This window comes from Streptococcus sp. 27098_8_91, assembly GCF_041432385.1.
GTDB lineage: Bacteria > Bacillota > Bacilli > Lactobacillales > Streptococcaceae > Streptococcus.
Window position 1 is genome coordinate 240,211 of the sequence record NZ_JAPVZN010000001.1, and the last position, 17,038, is coordinate 257,248.

The window sequence follows — 17,038 nt, forward strand, 5'->3', positions numbered from 1 at the left end:
CTTTCTAGATTTACTTCAGTTTTTAATATGTTTAAAAGTTTTAGTTACTATTTTTTCTTGTTTCAGTCAGTTTCTTATCCTTCAATTCAAGTGTAATATCTGACGCCTGTGCTACTTCCTTGCTGTGGGTCACAACGATCACACACTTGCCTGTTTTCTCAGCGAGAGATTTGAGCAAATCGATGATATCCCCAGCAGTCTTAGGATCTAGGTTTCCTGTTGGTTCATCTGCTAAAATCACTGGCGCCTCAGATACAAGACTACGAGCAATGGCAACCCGTTGTTGCTGTCCACCTGATAATTGGAGAACATTCCGCTTGATCTGACTTTCATCTAAACCAAGTTCAAGAAGGGTATCTTTGCCAGCTTTTTTATTAACCAAGCGGATATTTTCCAATGGAGAAAGATAATCAATCAAATTATAGTTTTGGAAAACCAAAGAAATATGGTGCATTCGGTGATAAGAATAACCTTGTTCACGAATATCCTTGCCTTCGAATAGGATAGCACCTTCGACTGGGCTATCAAGTCCTGCTAATAGAGATAAGAGTGTTGACTTCCCAGCTCCTGATTCTCCGATAATACTATAAAACTTGCCTGGTTCAAAATCGTAATTGATTTTATATAATACAGCTTCTGCAGTGTTCTTGTAACGATAAGTCAGATCTTGTAATTGTAGTAAAGTCATGATTTCTCCTTTATTAACTAATAGATGATAAAATTTCCTTAGGTGATTTTCTAAATAAAAATAGGAAACAAAGTGCAACTGACAAGCAACTAATGATAAGTAGGAAGATATAAGATTCTCCAAATGATAAAAGACTTGTTGAAAGATTCGTTGCTTTTGCTAGCGTATCTTGTAGGGCAGCTTGGTCGCCACTTGCTAGTACAGTTTTTAAAAGATAGGAAGTAATGGCATTTCCTGCAAGAAATGCTGGTAGAATTGCTGCCAATGAAACCAGAATGACTTCTAGACAGAATTGGCTATAGATTGCTCCTTTTCCCTTACCTAGCGCCAATAAAATACCAACCTCGTAAACTCGCTCTCGTAACCAAAGGGACAAGACCAAGACCAGAGCTCCTACACCAGCAATCATAATGCCATAGAGGAAAATTTGGAGGAAGGTTTGGAAGGTCGAAACGGAATCCTTGATTTGTTCAAAAGCCTTATTTTCCTTTTCAACTTGGAAACCTTGGTTTTCAAGGGATAACTTTTCAACCTCTTGAATGATGCTATCCATATCTTTGGGATTTTCTAGATAGAAACGAGCGGCAGTAACTTGAGCTTCCTTATTTCCAAGAAGAGTTTGGCTACTTTCGTAGTCTGTATAGACCGTGTTTTCACTAAAATCTGAGCTAAGACCAGTGAATTTTTCTTGCTTCTTACCTGAGAAAATACCTACGATTTCATAGTCTAGCCTTTGTCCACTATTTCCTTCTACTTGACCAAGATTTAAGCTAATCTTATCTCCTACTTTTAGATTGTTTTTCTTGGCTAAATCTTCATGGATTAAGATTTTTTTGCTATCTCCTTTTTCTAAATGCCTTCCTTCTTTAAGGGTAAAGGCAGAGCTAGTAAAGGAGACATCCTTAGAGGAATCTTCTAAAGCTATCAAACTGATGAGATTTTTTTCAGCCTCTGTCAAATCATCCCTTTGAATACTTTGTTCTCCAGTAACGACTTCTTTGTCAGTTAACTTGGCTATTGTTTCTAGCTCAGGTGAAATCTTCTCAAGACCCTTTATCTTTTTAAGGTCATCTAGTTGAGACAGTTGAAAAGTCTGATCTGCTTCTATTCTTTTAATAGAAAAAGACGTATTCAATGAGCGATAGAGATTATTTTCTACTGTTTTGTTGGACTTCATAAGCGTCAGACAAGCCGATATTCCAGCCAATAAGACAAATAGAATCAAGAATAATATGAGACTTCTCAGTCGTTTTCTGCTGACGTAAGCCCAAGCTCTTTGAGTGGGATTCATATAGCACCTCCATATTTGTAAAACCATTATAATATTCAAATATGAAATGTTTATGAAATCACAAAAAAAGAGCAAAATCTTTGCCCTCATTTTGATAAAAAAATAAAGAGCTAGCCAAAGCTAACTCTTTTCCTATGCGGAGAGAGGGACTTGAACCCTCACGACCTAAAGCGGTCACAGGATCCTTAGTCCTGCGCGTCTGCCAATTCCGCCATCCCCGCGTCGATTACTTTACTAGTATATCAACTTTCACAAACTTTGTCAACACTTTTTTCAGATTTTTTTCAGATTTTTTGAATACATTATTCTTTGATTTCAACTAGGTTTTCATCAAGGAGTTTCGCTCCTAATGTATTCTTAAAATGTCCAAGTGCAAACTGGTGATTTTCAGGCCAAATGGATGCGACTGCTGGCTTAACAACTTCTATCTGATACCCAAGATTATAGGCATCAATAGCCGTATGCAATACACAGATATCTGTCAGAACACCTGTTAAGATGACTGTATCCACGCGACGCTCTCTCAGACGGATATCCAAATCTGTGCCAGAAAAAGCCGAATAGTGACGTTTATCCATCCAGAAAACACGACTATCCTGGGCCTGTTCCTGATAAAATTCAGCTAACTTACCATATAGATTACGCCCACTAGTCCCAATAAGGTTATGAGGGGGAAATAGTTTACTTTCTGGATGAAAGACATCATTTTCCTCATGAGCATCAATGGTAAAGAAAATATAATCTCCACGGTCAAATGCTAATCTAGTTACCTGATTGATTGCTTCTGATATTTCTTGAGCAGGAGCTCCTGCTGTCAATTTTCCATAATCCGCTACAAAATCTTCTGTATAGTCAATCGAAATTAAAGCCTTAGCCATTAATAGTCCCTCTTTTTCACTTCTTCAAAGATATCTGGGATCAAGACCTTAAGATAAGTTCCCTTCATCCCCAGTGAACGACTTTCAATAATTCCTGCTGATTCGAGTTTTCGAAGGGCATTGACAATCACAGAGCGCGTAATACCGATACGGTCTGCAATGACTGATGCAGTTAATTGTCCTTCATTGCCATTCAATTCACCCAAAATAGCTGATACTGCTCGTAACTCAGAGTAAGAAAGAGTATTGACTGCCATTGTTACGGCTGTACGACGACGGATATTTTTCTCGTCTTCTTCACGTTGAAAGTTCAAAAGCTGGATACCAACCACCGTACTAGCAATCTCAACAAGAATCAAATCCTCATCTTCGAATTTCTTATCATTACGCCAGATAATCAAAGATCCCAAACGAATCCCAGAAACATGGATTGGAGCAATAGTTGTTAAACCATCTGGGAAGTCTGAGCGACTTTCAATTGGGAAAATAGTCAAATCATGTTCCACAGGGAGGTTGGCCTCCGTATCGTAGATCATATTTGCCCCTTGGATATAGTCCTCAGGGAAAATCTTTGTTTGGAAGAACTGCTCTACACGATCGGTGTTTGTTTTATAGCGCATAAAGTAGCCCAACAAACGCCCCTTACTGTTAACAATACAAGCGTTGCAATCAATAATATCCGCTAATTGGCGTGTGATGGCATTATATGGAAGATCATCTTGTAATTTCTCCTCCGCACGCTTCAGGATAGACGTAATTTTTCTCGTTTTTTCTAATAAATGTGCCATTTTTCACCTCGTATTCAATCGCTTCGATTATATCATAAAATGGCCATTATTTCAATAATTATCTGAAAATTGTTTATTGAATTGCAATTCTCTTACATTTGCAATTTTTTATATTTTTTTCAATTTTCTTGTTGACAGGTTCCTAAATTTTTGATAATATAATATTATAAGATATCAAATATATAAATCTATTTTCTCGTATTAAACTTTTCTTGACTCTCGGTCTCCTTATATATTAAAAGCGATCCACCTCAGTGAACCGCTTTTTTTATTATTTATCGCCCTTGTTACGGATTACAAAACCAGTTTTCTTCTCGCTTGAAGTATTGCGTGGTTTTTTATTATCCTTACGGTAACGTTTTTCCTTCTCAAAGCGGTCGTTTTTGCGACCACCTTTTTTGAAATCATCTCGACGTTCACCACGACGATTGTCGCGACGGCGATCACGATCTCGACGATCCTCACCACGACGTCCTCCCTTGCCTTTACCACCGAAGCCATTACCTGATGGTTTAAATGGCAGTGGTTTCTCACGCGCAATTTCAACTTCTGGAAGACTATCTGGATCCTGAACTGTCAAACTTAGGATGTACATTGCCAATTCTTCTGGGCTGAATTCAGCTGCCAATTTACGGGCATCTTTTGCGAATTTATCAAAGTTACCACGAACAGTCTCATCGGCAAAGTCACGTTCAATTTTCTTAAGTGCAACATGCTTTTTAGCTTGGAAGGCTTCTTCTGCTGTCGCAGGTTTCAAGCCCTTCATGCGTTTCTTGGTCAAGTTTTCGATGATTTGGAGGTAGCCCATCTCATTTGGTGCTACGAAAGTAATCGATTGACCTGACTTCCCAGCACGACCTGTACGACCAATACGGTGAACATAGCTCTCTGGATCTTGTGGAATGTCGTAGTTATAGACATGAGTCACACCTGAGATATCCAAACCACGTGCTGCAACGTCTGTAGCTACTAGGACATCAAGGTTACCATTTTTAAAATCACGAAGGACACGAAGACGTTTGTTTTGGTCAAGGTCTCCATGAATCCCTTCTGCACGGAAGCCACGGATTTTAAGTCCACGAGTCAATTCATCCACACGACGTTTGGTACGACCAAAGACAATAGACAACTCAGGTTGTTCAACATCCATAAGACGAGTCATGGTGTCAAATTTTTCTTGTTCCTTGACACGGATATAGTACTGATCAACTAGTTCAGTTGTCAACTCTTTAGCCGCAATCTTCACATGCTCAGGTTCTTTCATGAACTGAACCCCGATACGTTTGATAGCTTCAGGCATAGTTGCTGAAAAGAGCAAGGTTTGACGATTTTCTGGGACACGAGAGATAATGGCTTCGATGTCTTCAAGGAAGCCCATGTTAAGCATTTCGTCCGCTTCATCAAGAATAAGAGTTTCAATATCTTGCAATTTCAAGGACTTGCGTTTGATCAAATCTAGGAGACGACCTGGTGTTCCAACTACGATATGAGCACCTGATTTAAGAGCCTTGATTTGTTTTTCGATACTTGAACCACCATAAACAGAACGGACTTTTACACCCTTGCTTCGACCAAAGCGGAAGAGTTCTTCCTGACTTTGCACAGCTAGTTCTCGGGTTGGTGCAATGACCAAAGCTTGAATGGTTGCTTCTTCTGTACGAATTTTTTCAAGGGTTGGCAAGCCAAAGGCAGCAGTTTTTCCTGTACCAGTTTGGGCTTGTCCGATAACATCTTTTCCTTCAAGAGCCAAAGGAATGGTTTGCTCTTGGATAGGACTTGCTTCTACAAATCCTGCTTTTTCAATTTCTGCCAATAAATCAGCAGAAAGATTAAATTCATTAAATTTCACGTTATTCTTCTTTCTAAAGATGGTGCGAAGCCATCCTATAGCGCTTAGTTTATACTTTTCTTGTCATGACGTACTTTCATATCTTTTATGAAAGACCGTGTTGCTTCTTTTCCACTAAAGAAAAGTACTGCTTTTTTGCAACTTATCTAGTATAACACAAGAGAGGGTCAAAAGATAGTCTAACCTCCTGATTAAATCATGTAAACGATTTTTCTATCGATTTGCTTCACTCAAAAAGTATTTGTTAGAGCATTCGGTTCCTGAAATGATTTTCCGTAGCAGATTTGTGCAAAAGTTTTTTTCTTATGCTAGAATGAAATTCGAACAGGAGGAATAAAAATGTTAACATACGATTTAATTGTCATTGGTTTTGGTAAGGCAGGTAAAACGCTTGCTGGAAAACTAGCTTCAGCTGGTAAAAAGGTTGCCCTTATCGAACGTAGTAAGGCGATGTACGGCGGTACTTGTATCAATATCGGTTGTATCCCAACTAAAACCTTGTTAGTTGCTGCTGAAAAAGACTTGTCATTTGATCAAGTCATGGCTACTAAAAATACGGTTACTACACGCCTCAATGGTAAAAACTATGCGACTGTTGCTGGTACAGGCGTCGATATCTTTGATGCGGAAGCTCACTTCCTTTCAAATAAAGTCATCGAAATCCAAGCTGGTGAGGAAAAACAAGAATTGACTGCTGAAACTATCGTCATCAACACTGGTGCTATTTCAAACGTCTTGCCAATTCCAGGACTTGCTACAAGCAAAAACGTCTTTGACTCAACAGGTATCCAAAACTTAGACAAATTACCAGAAAAACTTGGAATTCTTGGTGGTGGTAATATTGGTCTTGAATTTGCTGGTCTTTTCAACAAACTTGGAAGTAAGGTAACAGTCCTAGATGCTCTGGATACTTTCTTGCCTCGTGCTGAACCTTCTATCGCAGCTCTTGCTAAACAATACATGGAAGAAGACGGCATTGAACTCCTTCAAAATATCCATACTACTGAAATCAAAAACGATGGTGACCAAGTTCTTGTCGTGACAGAGAATGAAACCTACCGTTTCGATGCCCTTCTCTACGCAACTGGACGTAAACCAAATGTAGAACCACTTCAACTTGAAAATACAGATATTGAACTAACTGAACGTGGTGCGATTAAGGTGGACAAACACTGTCAAACAAACGTTCCTGGTGTCTTTGCAGTTGGAGATGTCAATGGTGGACTTCAATTCACTTACATTTCACTTGATGACTTCCGTGTTGTCTACAGCTACCTTGCTGGTGATGGCAGCTACACACTTGAAGACCGTCTCAATGTTCCAAACACCATGTTCATCACGCCTGCACTTTCACAAGTTGGTTTGACTGAAGCCCAAGCAGCTGATTTGAAACTTCCATACGCTGTTAAGGAAATCCCTGTTGCTGCTATGCCTCGTGGTCATGTAAATGGTGACCTTCGTGGAGCTTTCAAAGCTGTGGTTAATACTGAAACCAAAGAAATTCTCGGGGCAACCATCTTCTCAGAAGGTTCCCAAGAAATCATCAACATCATTACTGTTGCTATGGACAACAAAATCCCATACACTTACTTCACAAAACAAATCTTCACTCACCCAACCTTGGCTGAAAACTTGAATGACTTGTTTGCGATTTAAGTTAATTCAGGCAGCCCTCCTTGGGCTGTTTTTCTTTTTCTAAAATCTCAAATCTGTCTTTTTCAGCTTTTATGATATAATAGAAACATGAAATTAGAAACTACTTTTGGGCTCCTTGCTGGACGTTCTTCTCATTTTATTTTGAGTCGTCTCGGACGTGGAAGTACGCTCCCCGGAAAACTTGCCCTTCAATTTGATAAAGATATTTTACAACATTTAGCGAAGAACTACGAGATTGTTGTGGTAACTGGTACCAATGGAAAAACCTTGACAACCGCTCTCACTGTCGGTATCCTAAAGGAAATTTATGGTCAAGTGTTAACTAATCCTAGTGGTGCCAACATGATAACAGGAATCACGACTACTTTCTTGACTGCAAAATCTTCAAAAACTGGAAAAAATATAGCAGTACTTGAAATCGATGAAGCTAGTCTCTCACATATCTGTGACTACATCCAGCCTAGTCTTTTCGTTATCACTAATATCTTCCGCGATCAGATGGACCGCTACGGTGAGATCTATACGACCTACAACATGATTTTGGATGCTATTCGAAAAGTTCCTACTGCTACTGTTCTGCTGAACGGTGATAGTCCACTTTTCTACAAACCTGCAATTCCAAATCCTGTTCAGTATTTTGGCTTCGATATGGAAAAAGGTCCAGCACAACTGGCTCACTACAATACTGAAGGTATTCTCTGCCCTGAATGTCAAAGTATTCTGAAATATGAACTCAATACTTATGCTAACTTGGGAGCTTATATCTGTAATAATTGTGGATGCAAGCGTCCTGACTTGGACTACCGTCTGACAAAATTGGTTGAGTTGACTAACAATCGTTCTCGTTTTGTTATTGACGGCCAAGAATACGGTATTCAAATCGGTGGTCTCTACAACATCTACAATGCTCTGGCTGCAGTTGCTATCGCCCGTTACCTAGGCGCTGATTCTCAACTGATTAAACAAGGATTTGACAAGAGTCGTGCTGTCTTTGGACGACAAGAAACCTTCCATATCGGTGACAAGGAATGCACACTGGTTCTTATTAAAAATCCTGTTGGTGCTACTCAGGCCATCGAAATGATCAAACTAGCTCCTTACCCATTTAGTCTATCTGTTCTCCTCAATGCTAACTATGCTGACGGTATTGATACCAGCTGGATCTGGGATGCGGATTTTGAACAGATAACTGACATGGATATCCCAGAAATCAACGCCGGTGGCGTTCGTCATTCTGAAATCGCTCGTCGTCTTCGAGTAACTGGTTATCCAGCTGATAAAATCACTGAAACAAGTAGTCTGGAACAAGTTCTTAAAACGATTGAAGCCCAAGACTGCAAACATGCTTATATCCTTGCGACTTATACTGCTATGCTGGAATTCCGAGAACTACTAGCCAATCGTCAGCTTGTTAGAAAGGAGATGAACTAATGGTTTATACTTCACTTTCCTCAAAAGACGGCAACTATCCTTACCAGCTAAATATCGCCCACCTCTATGGTAACCTCATGAATACCTACGGAGATAACGGGAATATCCTTATGCTCAAGTATGTAGCTGAAAAGCTGGGTGCTCATGTTACAGTTGACATCGTTTCTCTCCACGATGATTTCGATGAAAATCACTACGACATCGCCTTTTTCGGCGGTGGTCAAGACTTTGAACAAAGCATCATTGCTGGTGATTTGCCTGCTAAAAAAGAAAGCATTGGCAACTTTATCCAAAATGATGGTGTCGTCCTAGCTATCTGTGGCGGTTTCCAATTACTGGGTCAATACTATATCGAAGCTTCTGGAAGACGTATCGAAGGTCTAGGTGTCATGGGACACTACACACTCAACCAAACCAACAACCGCTTTATCGGTGACATTAAAATTCATAATGAAGAATTCGATGAAACCTATTATGGTTTTGAAAATCATCAAGGCCGTACCTTCCTCTCAGATGACCAAAAACCGCTCGGTCAGGTTGTTTACGGAAATGGAAATAATGAAGAAAAAATCGGTGAAGGTGTTCACTATAGAAATGTTTTCGGTTCTTATTTCCACGGACCTATTTTATCCCGTAATGCAAACTTAGCCTATCGCTTAGTAACCCTTGCCCTCAAAAAGAAATACGGTCAGGATCTTGTCCTTCCGGCTTACGAGGACATTCTCAATCAAGAAGTCGCTGAAGAATACAGCGATGTGAAAAGTAAGGCAGAATTCAACTAAACTTCCTATTCCAGCATGCCATCGGCTGTTGGAATTTTTTTAAGCTCTTTTCCCCTTCTCCCTTGCATTTTCTACTATTTTTTGCAAAAATAGAGGGGTAGAAAGAAGGTAACATATGTCTAAATTACAACAAATTGTAACATATCTCGAATCTGAAAAGTTAGACGTCGCAGTCGTATCTGACCCCGTCACTATCAATTACCTCACTGGTTTTTACAGTGATCCACACGAACGCCAAATGTTCCTCTTTGTCCTTGCTGACCAGGAACCACTCCTCTTTGTTCCAGCTCTTGAAGTTGAGCGCGCAACTAGCACTGTCTCTTTTCCAGTCGTTGGTTATGTGGACTCTGAAAACCCTTGGAAAAAAATCCAAAACGCCTTACCACAGATTGATTTCAAACGTGTCGCAGTTGAGTTTGATAATCTCATCTTAACTAAATACCACGGTTTGAAATCTGTCTTTGAAACTGCTGAGTTTGAGAACTTAACTCCATTAATCCAACGCATGCGCTTGATCAAATCAGCTGACGAAGTACAAAAGATGATGGTAGCAGGTGTCTATGCAGACAAGTCTGTTAAAGTTGGTTTTGACAATATCTCTCTTGATAATACGGAAACTGATATCATTGCACAGATTGATTTTGCCATGAAACGCGAAGGCTATGAGATGAGTTTTGATACTATGGTTTTGACAGGTGATAACGCTGCAAATCCACACGGTATTCCTGGAGCTAACAAGGTTGAAAACAATGCCCTTCTCCTCTTTGACCTCGGTGTAATGGTGAATGGTTATGCATCAGATATGACTCGTACAGTCGCTGTTGGTAAACCTGACCAATTCAAGAAAGACATTTACAACTTGACTCTTGAAGCCCAACAAGCTGCCCTTGATTTTATCAAACCTGGTGTCACTGCGCATGAAGTAGACCGTGCTGCCCGTGAAGTTATCGAAAAAGCTGGCTATGGTGAGTACTTCAATCACCGTCTCGGTCATGGTATCGGTATGGATGTCCACGAATTCCCATCTATCATGGAAGGAAACGACATGGTTATCGAAGAAGGCATGTGCTTCTCTGTTGAACCTGGTATCTATATCCCTGGTAAAGTCGGTGTTCGTATCGAGGACTGCGGTGTTGTTACGAAGGATGGCTTCGACCTCTTTACAAGTACCAGCAAAGACTTGCTTTATTTTGATTAAAAAGTATATTACAAAAAATAAGATGGAAAAGTTATTCTTTTCCATCTTATTTTTTGATTTGATAATAAATTTTATCGGCTATATAACCTTTTCGTTCAACTGCATTTGGAATCGTCTTCCAAAAAGTCATACCCGCCTTTTCCATAACACGACCAGATGCTGGGTTTAGACTTACATAGCAAGCATCAACCTCTTCAAATCCAATCTCATCTAGACAGTATGATAAAACTGCCTTCAAGGCTTCTGTCATGAGTCCTCGTCCCCAGTAGTCCATCCCTAAGATATATCCGACTTCACAGCTAGAGTTTTCTTCATCCACACTGACCAGACTAATATCTCCAATGACATATTCTGGATTTTCTTTGAGACTAATGGCCCATTTGTAGTAATTTGGATTGTCATAGGATGCTACCCAAGTTCTTATTGAGTTCTTTGTAAAATCAACATTTGGATGAGGATCCCAAGTAACATAGGTTAGATTATCTAGACTAGAAGCCCAATTTTCAAACATGGCTTGAGCATCAGTTTCACAAAAGCGTCGCAATAGCAACCGTTCAGTATGTAATGTCTTTGTACCTATGGATTTCATAATTCAACCTCGCTTTTTTATTTTCAGGCTCGGGCTAAAAAAGTCCCCCGGACTTTTTTACTCCCAAAACGTATCAAACACTGTGATTGGTAAGTGGCGTTTGTGTTGGCCTTTATACCACCATTTTTCAATGGTTGCTTGGGCTTCTTGGCTTACTTGCTTACCTTCGAGGTAATCATCGATTTCATTGTAAGTGACTCCCAAGGCTACTTCATCTGCCAATCCTGGTTTCTCTTCTTCTAGGTCTGCGATTGGTACTTTCTCATAGAGGGCTGGATCAGCTCCAAGTTCCTGCAAGAGTTGTTTTCCTTGACGTTTATTGAGGCGATAGAGAGGAAGGATATCTGCACCGCCGTCACCAAATTTGGTAAAGAAACCTGTGACATTTTCTGCAGCATGGTCAGTACCAATAACTGCTCCACTATGAGCTCCTGCGAGTGCATATTGGGCAATCATCCGGCTTCTAGCCTTGATATTCCCTTTATTAAAGTCTGACATTGGACTACCAGTAGCCTCTACTGCCGCTGCCATTGCATCTACAGAATCTTTGATATTGACCACCAAACTCACATCTGGCTGGATAAAAGCTAGGGATTTTTGAGCGTCATCCTCATCTGCTTGAATTCCATAAGGCAGGCGAACCGCTATAAATTTATAAGAATCATCACCAGTTTCAGCTCGCATTTCTTCCATGGCTAGTTGAGCCAAGCGTCCTGCCAAGGTCGAGTCCTGTCCCCCAGAAATTCCTAAGACAAATGTCTTTAAAAAAGGATGTTTTTTCAAGTATCTTTTCAAAAAGTCAATCGAACGATGGATTTCTTCCTGGGCATCAATCACTGGTTTAACTCCCAGTTCTTGGATAATGGTCTCTTGCAAACTCATTCTTCTTCTCCTTCACCTAGAGCTTCCTTACGCATCTTATCAATCAAGTCCATCTTATCTTGCCATACATCACGAGCCAAATCGACAGGGTAATGTTGTGGGTTCAGAACACGCTTGTATTCGTCCCAGAGCTTGTCAAATTCCTTACGAGCATAGGCTTGAATTTCAGGTAAACTTGGTAAATCATAGACTAGCTTACCTTCCTTGAAAATGTCTACCAAGAGAGGAACAGCATCAAAATTACGGACAGTTTTCTTGATGTAAGTATAGGTTGGATGGAACATCTTGATTTCAGTCATGCTAGCAACATCGACACCATCATAGGTAATGTAATCGCCTTCTGACTTGCCTTTTTCACGGCTGGTGATACGCCAAACTTGTTTCTTACCTGGTGTTGAAACCTTCTCTGCATTGTTTGAAAGTTTGATAGTACTGCGCATCTGACCATTTTCATCTTCAATGGCAACAACCTTATATACTGCCCCAAGTGCTGGTTGGTCATAGGCTGTGATGAGCTTAGTTCCTACACCCCAGACATCAATCTTAGCTTTTTGCATCTTGAGGTTAAGGATGGTATTTTCATCAAGGTCATTGGATGCATAGATTTTGGCATCCGTAAATCCTGCCTCGTCCAGTTGCTGACGAACTTTTTTAGAAATATAGGCGATATCTCCAGAATCAATGCGGACACCAAGAAAATTAATCTTGTCACCCAGTTCACGAGCAACCTGAATCGCTGCTGGAACACCGATACGAAGAGTATCGTAGGTATCCACTAGGAAGACACAGTTTTTGTGCGTTGAGGCATACGCCTTGAAAGCCTGATAGTCATTCCCATAGACTTGTACCAAGGCGTGAGCGTGAGTCCCTAGTACAGGAATTCCAAAGAGCTTACCAGCACGTACATTACTAGTCCCATTGGCACCACCAATGACAGCGGCGCGCGTTCCCCAGATAGCTGCATCCATTTCTTGAGCACGACGTGTACCGAACTCCATCAAAGGCTCATCTTCAATGACTGAACGAATACGAGCAGCCTTAGTCGCAATCAAGGTTTGAAAGTTGACGATGTTCAAGAGAGCTGTTTCAACCAATTGACACTGAGCCAAAGGACCTTCCACTTGAACAATCGGTTCATTGGCAAATACCAAATCCCCTTCTTGAGCAGAACGTACAGTCAATTCCAACTTGAGATGACGGAGATATTCCAAGAAGGCGCCATGATAGCCAAGTGATTCCAAATAAGCAATATCGCTATCTGAGAAACGCAAGTTTTCAAGGTATTTCACAATTCGTTCCAAACCTGCAAATACAGCATAACCGTTTTTAAAAGGTTGTTGGCGGAAATAAACTTCAAAAACCGCTTTCTTGTTATGAATCCCTTGGTCGAAGTAAACCTGCATCATGTTAATCTGATACAAATCTGTGTGCAATGTTAAACTGTCATCTTGGTACATATACTGTCCTTCTTCCTTATTTGCAAAAAGATGAAAATCTTTCTTCTTTTCTCATAAATTAATACTATTATATCACATTTTAGCTGGATTGAGAAAAGAGTAACAAGCTATTCTCCACTCTCCAGTTCATCCATGTCTTGCTCAAATTTTTTCTGAGCCCATTCGCCATAGCTCTTCAGACCTAGATTGCCAATAAAAACCCAAGGAAGGTAAATAACATAAGTAATTGCCCAAGCAGACAAGTATTTAACGTTCAGAGGATTGTGCTGATAAATTTCGATATTGAATTGATAATTCTGCAACATCAAAAGAGTCGTAATAGCGAGAGTTACCAGCAAACACCCTATAATTGTAAAATGAAAACGACTATAGTAGTTCACACCCAAATCTCGAGCACGGCCGAAAAAGTAAGAAGTTCCAATAATGATAATGATGAGAATCATTCTCGGATTAAAAAGACTTGGTGCTAATACTGTAATCATATAAGATAAAAGCAAGAAAGCTATAGAGATATAGAAACTTTCAGCCCCCGCTTTATTCATCAGTTGCTCTTCTCTTTCATCTAATAATTGGTAATAATAAAATCTATTTTTCATCTTCTTCCTCCCAAAATAATTGGTCTAGAGTTTTGCCTAAGCATCTGCAAATAGACTGGCAAAGCGAAAGCGAGGGATTGTATTTCCCAGCTTCTATCAAGCCGATAGTCTGCCTAGTGACACCCACAGCTTCTGCCAAATCACCCTGTGTCATATCTCGCTCTACTCGAGCGAGTTTTAATTTTAAATTCTTAGCCACTTCTTACCTCCTCCTTAATTTTAAAAGTCGCGATTCTTTCTAAGTTCATTATATCATATATTTTACATTATGCAATATATATCTTTCATTTTGTGCGATTTTTTTAACAAAAAATCTCTACCACCTATATGATAGAGACTTTTATGTTTATTCAAATCTTGGTAAAATATCTACGATATCGCTTCTGTGTTTTACTTGATAGGCTTTGATACCTAAACTTTCAGCCATCTTAGTGTTGTCTGCTATATCATCAAGAAAGACACAATTTGCTGGGTCCAACTGATATTTATGGAGGATTTCTTCAAACATTTTTCGATCAGGTTTGATGACCTTGATATCACAGGAAAGGACGAAACCATCTAAGATTCCATTTAAAGGAGATAGTTGGTCTTTCAATAATTCATAAAAAACTGGTGATGTATTTGACAAAACAAAAATACGATGACCTTTTTCCTTTAAACGTGCAAGCAGCGGAAAGACTTCCATGTAAATATCGATATAGGCTGGCCAATTCCAAATGACTTCTTCAACCTTTTTCTGATAGCAATCCCCTATCATAGAAAGAACCTTATCAACCAATTCTTCTCGAGTCAAGGTCCCCAGGTCCAATCTTTCCCAGAGCCCCGACTGAAAAATAGCCTTGTCTAAAATTAGATAATCTTTCTGAGTTTTAGCTACAGCTTTCAAAATCTTATCCTTATTCCATTCTAATAAAACATTTCCCATGTCTAGTATAATATCCATTATCCACCTCTATTGTTAATCGAATAGCAATCTTTACTTCAATCTCTATTTTTATGTTATAAATCTTTTTGATAATAGTGCCTTTGTCCAGTGTATGGATAATCCTTCAATGTAAAAACTTCCTTATAGTCATACTTCTGATAAAAGGCTGGCGCTTGAAATTGATACGTATTCACAAAAGCAAAGCGACAGTTTCTCTTTTTAGCTTCACTCTCTGCTTGCTGCAATAGTTGGGAGCCGATTCCTTGTCCTCGCAACTCCTCTTTCACAAATAAATACTCGATTTCTAGCCAATTTCCAAAGGTCTCTGCTACTAAACCAGCCAGGAGTTGACCATGTTCATCTTCGACATAAAGGTTTAGTGGCTCACATTCAGCTGCTTCCCTTTTGGAACGATTATAGGAGCGAATCAAATTCCCTATCTCCTGTGCTTTCTGAGACTCTGTATTCTCCAATCTAATGTGCATCAAAACCTCCTCAAAGACACTTATGCCTTGATTATATTCCTATTTTGAAGAACTGTCAAACTTAAAAAAACTCACCAACCTGAGTTGATGAGAATATAACTTATTTTCTAAACTTCCATTGGCTGTAAATACCAAATGCAACAATCCAGATAGCTGAACCTCTAGCTCCCATTACAGTTGACTCTTGTAAGAAGAGAGTTCCAAATACAAAGATAAAGAAGAGCATAGTCAGAGGATTTAGCAAGCGATATTGAGGCATAAGATAGCCATCTGCCATAAAGTCTTTAGACTTACGATATTTGAGATGGGCTACCATGATCAAGATGTAGATGGCGATATAAACACCTGATGAAGAAGCCGTAATCAAAGCAAAGGCATCTGATACGCCTGGAAGGACATTGATGAAGGCTGCAAAACCAATCAATACGGCAGAAGCAATGATAGCATTCTGAGGAACGTTGTGGCGTGAGAGTGTGTCTGCCTTAATAGCTTTCAAGAAATGATTTGGTGAATCATGGGCAATTTGGTACAAATGACGACCTGTTGAGTAAAGGGTTGAATTCAAGGCTGATGCAGCTGAAGTCAAAACTACAAAGTTAATCAAGGCCGCTGCCCACTTAAGACCAACAAGTTCAAATACCGTTACAAATGGTGAATCTGCTGCAGAAAGCTCACGCCAAGGAATAATAGACATGATTGCTAAGAGAGCTCCACCGTAGAAAAAGATAATTCGCAAGGGAATTTCCTTAACAGCCTTAGGCAAGACTTTTCTTGGATCCTTGGTTTCAGATGTGGTAACACCGATAAATTCAATCATTAAGTAAGCAAAGAAAACCATCTGGAAGGCCATGACAAAGTTCATAGCACCATTTGGGAAAAGTGAGAACTGCTCACTAATATTAGCGAGACTTGCTGAACCATATGGAGTTTCAAAACCGGTCAAAACAAGAAAGACCCCTGTTGCAATCATAGCGAGAATGGCCACGATTTTGATCATAGCAAACCAAAATTCTACTTCACCAAAGATTTTAACGGCAATCAAATTCACCAAGCCGAGTATTGTCAGAAATACAACCTGGATCAACCAAGATGGCCAGGATGGAAACCAAAACTGAACATAGTGAGCAATAGCTGTAATCTCAGCCATACCGATAAAGACTACTGAGAGCCAGTAAGACCAGACTGAGAAGTAACCCCAACCCTGACCTAGATAACGAGTAATAAAGTTGATAAAGGTATGTTGCTCCGGATCTTGGTACAACATTTCCCCGATAGCACGCATCATAAGATACATAAAACCACCCGTAATCATATAGACCAAGACGATTGACGGACCTGTCAAACTAATAGAACGTCCAGCTCCTAGAAACAGTCCTGTTCCAATTGTTCCTGCAATCGCCATAACCTGAACATGGCGATTGGTTAACCCACGTTCCATTTTATTTTTCTTTTTGTGCTTATTTTCTGAATTCATATAGTCTCCTCTAGTTTTTAGAATTAAGAAAAGGAGTAATGGGAAACGCTTTCCCTATATCTACTCCTT

Annotated in this window: 17 protein-coding genes and 1 tRNA gene; 4 read left to right on the forward strand and 14 right to left on the reverse strand. The window is 39.8% G+C overall.

Annotated features, from left to right (window positions below; translation table 11 throughout):
- Positions 1-40: 40 nt before the first annotated feature.
- The 6 genes from vex2 to O3611_RS01145 form a co-directional block, all read right to left on the reverse strand.
- Positions 41-688, reverse strand: a complete 648-nt coding sequence (vex2, locus tag O3611_RS01120; protein ID WP_248035985.1) for an ABC transporter ATP-binding protein — start codon at positions 686-688, stop codon at positions 41-43.
- Between the two features lie 13 nt (positions 689-701).
- The gene (locus O3611_RS01125; RefSeq protein ID WP_281334751.1) at positions 702-1,979 is read right to left on the reverse strand and encodes an ABC transporter permease; all 1,278 of its coding nucleotides are present in this window, start codon (positions 1,977-1,979) and stop codon (positions 702-704) included.
- 135 nt (positions 1,980-2,114) lie between these two features.
- Positions 2,115-2,200 (reverse strand) — tRNA-Leu (locus O3611_RS01130).
- An 81-nt stretch (positions 2,201-2,281) separates the two neighbouring features.
- A complete protein-coding gene (locus O3611_RS01135) occupies positions 2,282-2,857 on the reverse strand; it encodes an isochorismatase family cysteine hydrolase (RefSeq protein ID WP_281334752.1) in 576 nt (191 codons plus the stop codon).
- Positions 2,857-3,645, reverse strand: a complete 789-nt coding sequence (codY, locus tag O3611_RS01140; RefSeq protein ID WP_248035987.1) for a GTP-sensing pleiotropic transcriptional regulator CodY — start codon at positions 3,643-3,645, stop codon at positions 2,857-2,859. Before codY ends, O3611_RS01135 begins: the two co-directional genes overlap by 1 nt.
- A gap of 271 nt (positions 3,646-3,916) precedes the next feature.
- Positions 3,917-5,494, reverse strand: a complete 1,578-nt coding sequence (locus O3611_RS01145; RefSeq protein WP_248035988.1) for a DEAD/DEAH box helicase — start codon at positions 5,492-5,494, stop codon at positions 3,917-3,919.
- A 339-nt stretch (positions 5,495-5,833) separates the two neighbouring features.
- On the opposite strand from O3611_RS01145, the gene O3611_RS01150 reads away from it, so the two are divergent.
- From O3611_RS01150 to O3611_RS01165, 4 genes are all read left to right on the forward strand, one after another.
- On the forward strand, positions 5,834-7,150 hold the full coding sequence (locus O3611_RS01150; RefSeq protein WP_371607550.1) for an FAD-containing oxidoreductase: 1,317 nt from the start codon (positions 5,834-5,836) through the stop codon (positions 7,148-7,150).
- Between the two features lie 87 nt (positions 7,151-7,237).
- Positions 7,238-8,581 carry a lipid II isoglutaminyl synthase subunit MurT gene (murT, locus tag O3611_RS01155; protein WP_371607551.1) on the forward strand — a complete coding sequence of 448 codons (1,344 nt, stop codon included), beginning with the start codon at positions 7,238-7,240 and terminating at the stop codon, positions 8,579-8,581.
- Positions 8,581-9,363, forward strand: coding sequence for a lipid II isoglutaminyl synthase subunit GatD (gene gatD / locus O3611_RS01160; RefSeq protein ID WP_248035991.1), 783 nt, complete (start codon positions 8,581-8,583; stop codon positions 9,361-9,363). Before murT ends, gatD begins: the two co-directional genes overlap by 1 nt.
- A 115-nt stretch (positions 9,364-9,478) precedes the next feature.
- Positions 9,479-10,561, forward strand: a complete 1,083-nt coding sequence (locus O3611_RS01165; protein ID WP_371607552.1) for a M24 family metallopeptidase — start codon at positions 9,479-9,481, stop codon at positions 10,559-10,561.
- Positions 10,562-10,607: 46 nt separating this feature from the next.
- On the opposite strand, the gene O3611_RS01170 is transcribed toward O3611_RS01165, so the two are convergent.
- From O3611_RS01170 to O3611_RS01205, 8 genes are all read right to left on the reverse strand, one after another.
- Positions 10,608-11,150 carry a GNAT family N-acetyltransferase gene (locus tag O3611_RS01170; protein WP_371607553.1) on the reverse strand — a complete coding sequence of 181 codons (543 nt, stop codon included), beginning with the start codon at positions 11,148-11,150 and terminating at the stop codon, positions 10,608-10,610.
- A gap of 57 nt (positions 11,151-11,207) precedes the next feature.
- Positions 11,208-12,032: an ammonia-dependent NAD(+) synthetase gene (nadE, locus tag O3611_RS01175; RefSeq protein ID WP_371607554.1), complete on the reverse strand. Its 825-nt coding sequence runs from the start codon at positions 12,030-12,032 to the stop codon at positions 11,208-11,210.
- Positions 12,029-13,489 (reverse strand): nicotinate phosphoribosyltransferase, encoded by a 1,461-nt coding sequence (locus tag O3611_RS01180; RefSeq protein ID WP_371607555.1) that lies wholly within the window; start codon positions 13,487-13,489, stop codon positions 12,029-12,031. Before O3611_RS01180 ends, nadE begins: the two co-directional genes overlap by 4 nt.
- Before the next feature lie 107 nt (positions 13,490-13,596).
- Positions 13,597-14,085, reverse strand: coding sequence for a DUF6773 family protein (locus tag O3611_RS01185; protein WP_281334761.1), 489 nt, complete (start codon positions 14,083-14,085; stop codon positions 13,597-13,599).
- Complete coding sequence (locus tag O3611_RS01190) at positions 14,075-14,284, reverse strand: helix-turn-helix transcriptional regulator (RefSeq protein ID WP_070837358.1); 210 nt, start codon at positions 14,282-14,284, stop codon at positions 14,075-14,077. The genes O3611_RS01185 and O3611_RS01190 overlap by 11 nt, the downstream gene beginning before the upstream one ends.
- A gap of 147 nt (positions 14,285-14,431) precedes the next feature.
- The gene (locus tag O3611_RS01195) at positions 14,432-15,028 is read right to left on the reverse strand and encodes an HAD family hydrolase (RefSeq protein WP_371607556.1); all 597 of its coding nucleotides are present in this window, start codon (positions 15,026-15,028) and stop codon (positions 14,432-14,434) included.
- A gap of 56 nt (positions 15,029-15,084) precedes the next feature.
- Positions 15,085-15,495, reverse strand: a complete 411-nt coding sequence (locus tag O3611_RS01200; protein ID WP_371607557.1) for a GNAT family N-acetyltransferase — start codon at positions 15,493-15,495, stop codon at positions 15,085-15,087.
- Positions 15,496-15,595: 100 nt separating this feature from the next.
- The gene (locus tag O3611_RS01205) at positions 15,596-16,969 is read right to left on the reverse strand and encodes an amino acid permease (protein WP_371607558.1); all 1,374 of its coding nucleotides are present in this window, start codon (positions 16,967-16,969) and stop codon (positions 15,596-15,598) included.
- Between the last annotated feature and the right edge of the window lie 69 nt (positions 16,970-17,038).

Excerpts from the sequence above, each read along its gene's own strand:
- O3611_RS01150 (WP_371607550.1), top strand. The coding sequence starts at position 5,834 with ATGTTAACATACGATTTAATTGTCATTGGTTTTGGTAAGGCAGGTAAA.
- O3611_RS01185 (WP_281334761.1), bottom strand. The coding sequence starts at position 14,085 with ATGAAAAATAGATTTTATTATTACCAATTATTAGATGAAAGAGAAGAG.
- O3611_RS01180 (WP_371607555.1), bottom strand. The coding sequence starts at position 13,489 with ATGTACCAAGATGACAGTTTAACATTGCACACAGATTTGTATCAGATT.
- O3611_RS01200 (WP_371607557.1), bottom strand. The coding sequence starts at position 15,495 with ATGCACATTAGATTGGAGAATACAGAGTCTCAGAAAGCACAGGAGATA.
- O3611_RS01125 (WP_281334751.1), bottom strand. The coding sequence starts at position 1,979 with ATGAATCCCACTCAAAGAGCTTGGGCTTACGTCAGCAGAAAACGACTG.
- murT (WP_371607551.1), top strand. The coding sequence starts at position 7,238 with ATGAAATTAGAAACTACTTTTGGGCTCCTTGCTGGACGTTCTTCTCAT.
- vex2 (WP_248035985.1), bottom strand. The coding sequence starts at position 688 with ATGACTTTACTACAATTACAAGATCTGACTTATCGTTACAAGAACACT.
- codY (WP_248035987.1), bottom strand. The coding sequence starts at position 3,645 with ATGGCACATTTATTAGAAAAAACGAGAAAAATTACGTCTATCCTGAAG.
- O3611_RS01165 (WP_371607552.1), top strand. The coding sequence starts at position 9,479 with ATGTCTAAATTACAACAAATTGTAACATATCTCGAATCTGAAAAGTTA.
- nadE (WP_371607554.1), bottom strand. The coding sequence starts at position 12,032 with ATGAGTTTGCAAGAGACCATTATCCAAGAACTGGGAGTTAAACCAGTG.
- O3611_RS01135 (WP_281334752.1), bottom strand. The coding sequence starts at position 2,857 with ATGGCTAAGGCTTTAATTTCGATTGACTATACAGAAGATTTTGTAGCG.
- O3611_RS01195 (WP_371607556.1), bottom strand. The coding sequence starts at position 15,028 with ATGGATATTATACTAGACATGGGAAATGTTTTATTAGAATGGAATAAG.
- O3611_RS01170 (WP_371607553.1), bottom strand. The coding sequence starts at position 11,150 with ATGAAATCCATAGGTACAAAGACATTACATACTGAACGGTTGCTATTG.
- gatD (WP_248035991.1), top strand. The coding sequence starts at position 8,581 with ATGGTTTATACTTCACTTTCCTCAAAAGACGGCAACTATCCTTACCAG.
- O3611_RS01205 (WP_371607558.1), bottom strand. The coding sequence starts at position 16,969 with ATGAATTCAGAAAATAAGCACAAAAAGAAAAATAAAATGGAACGTGGG.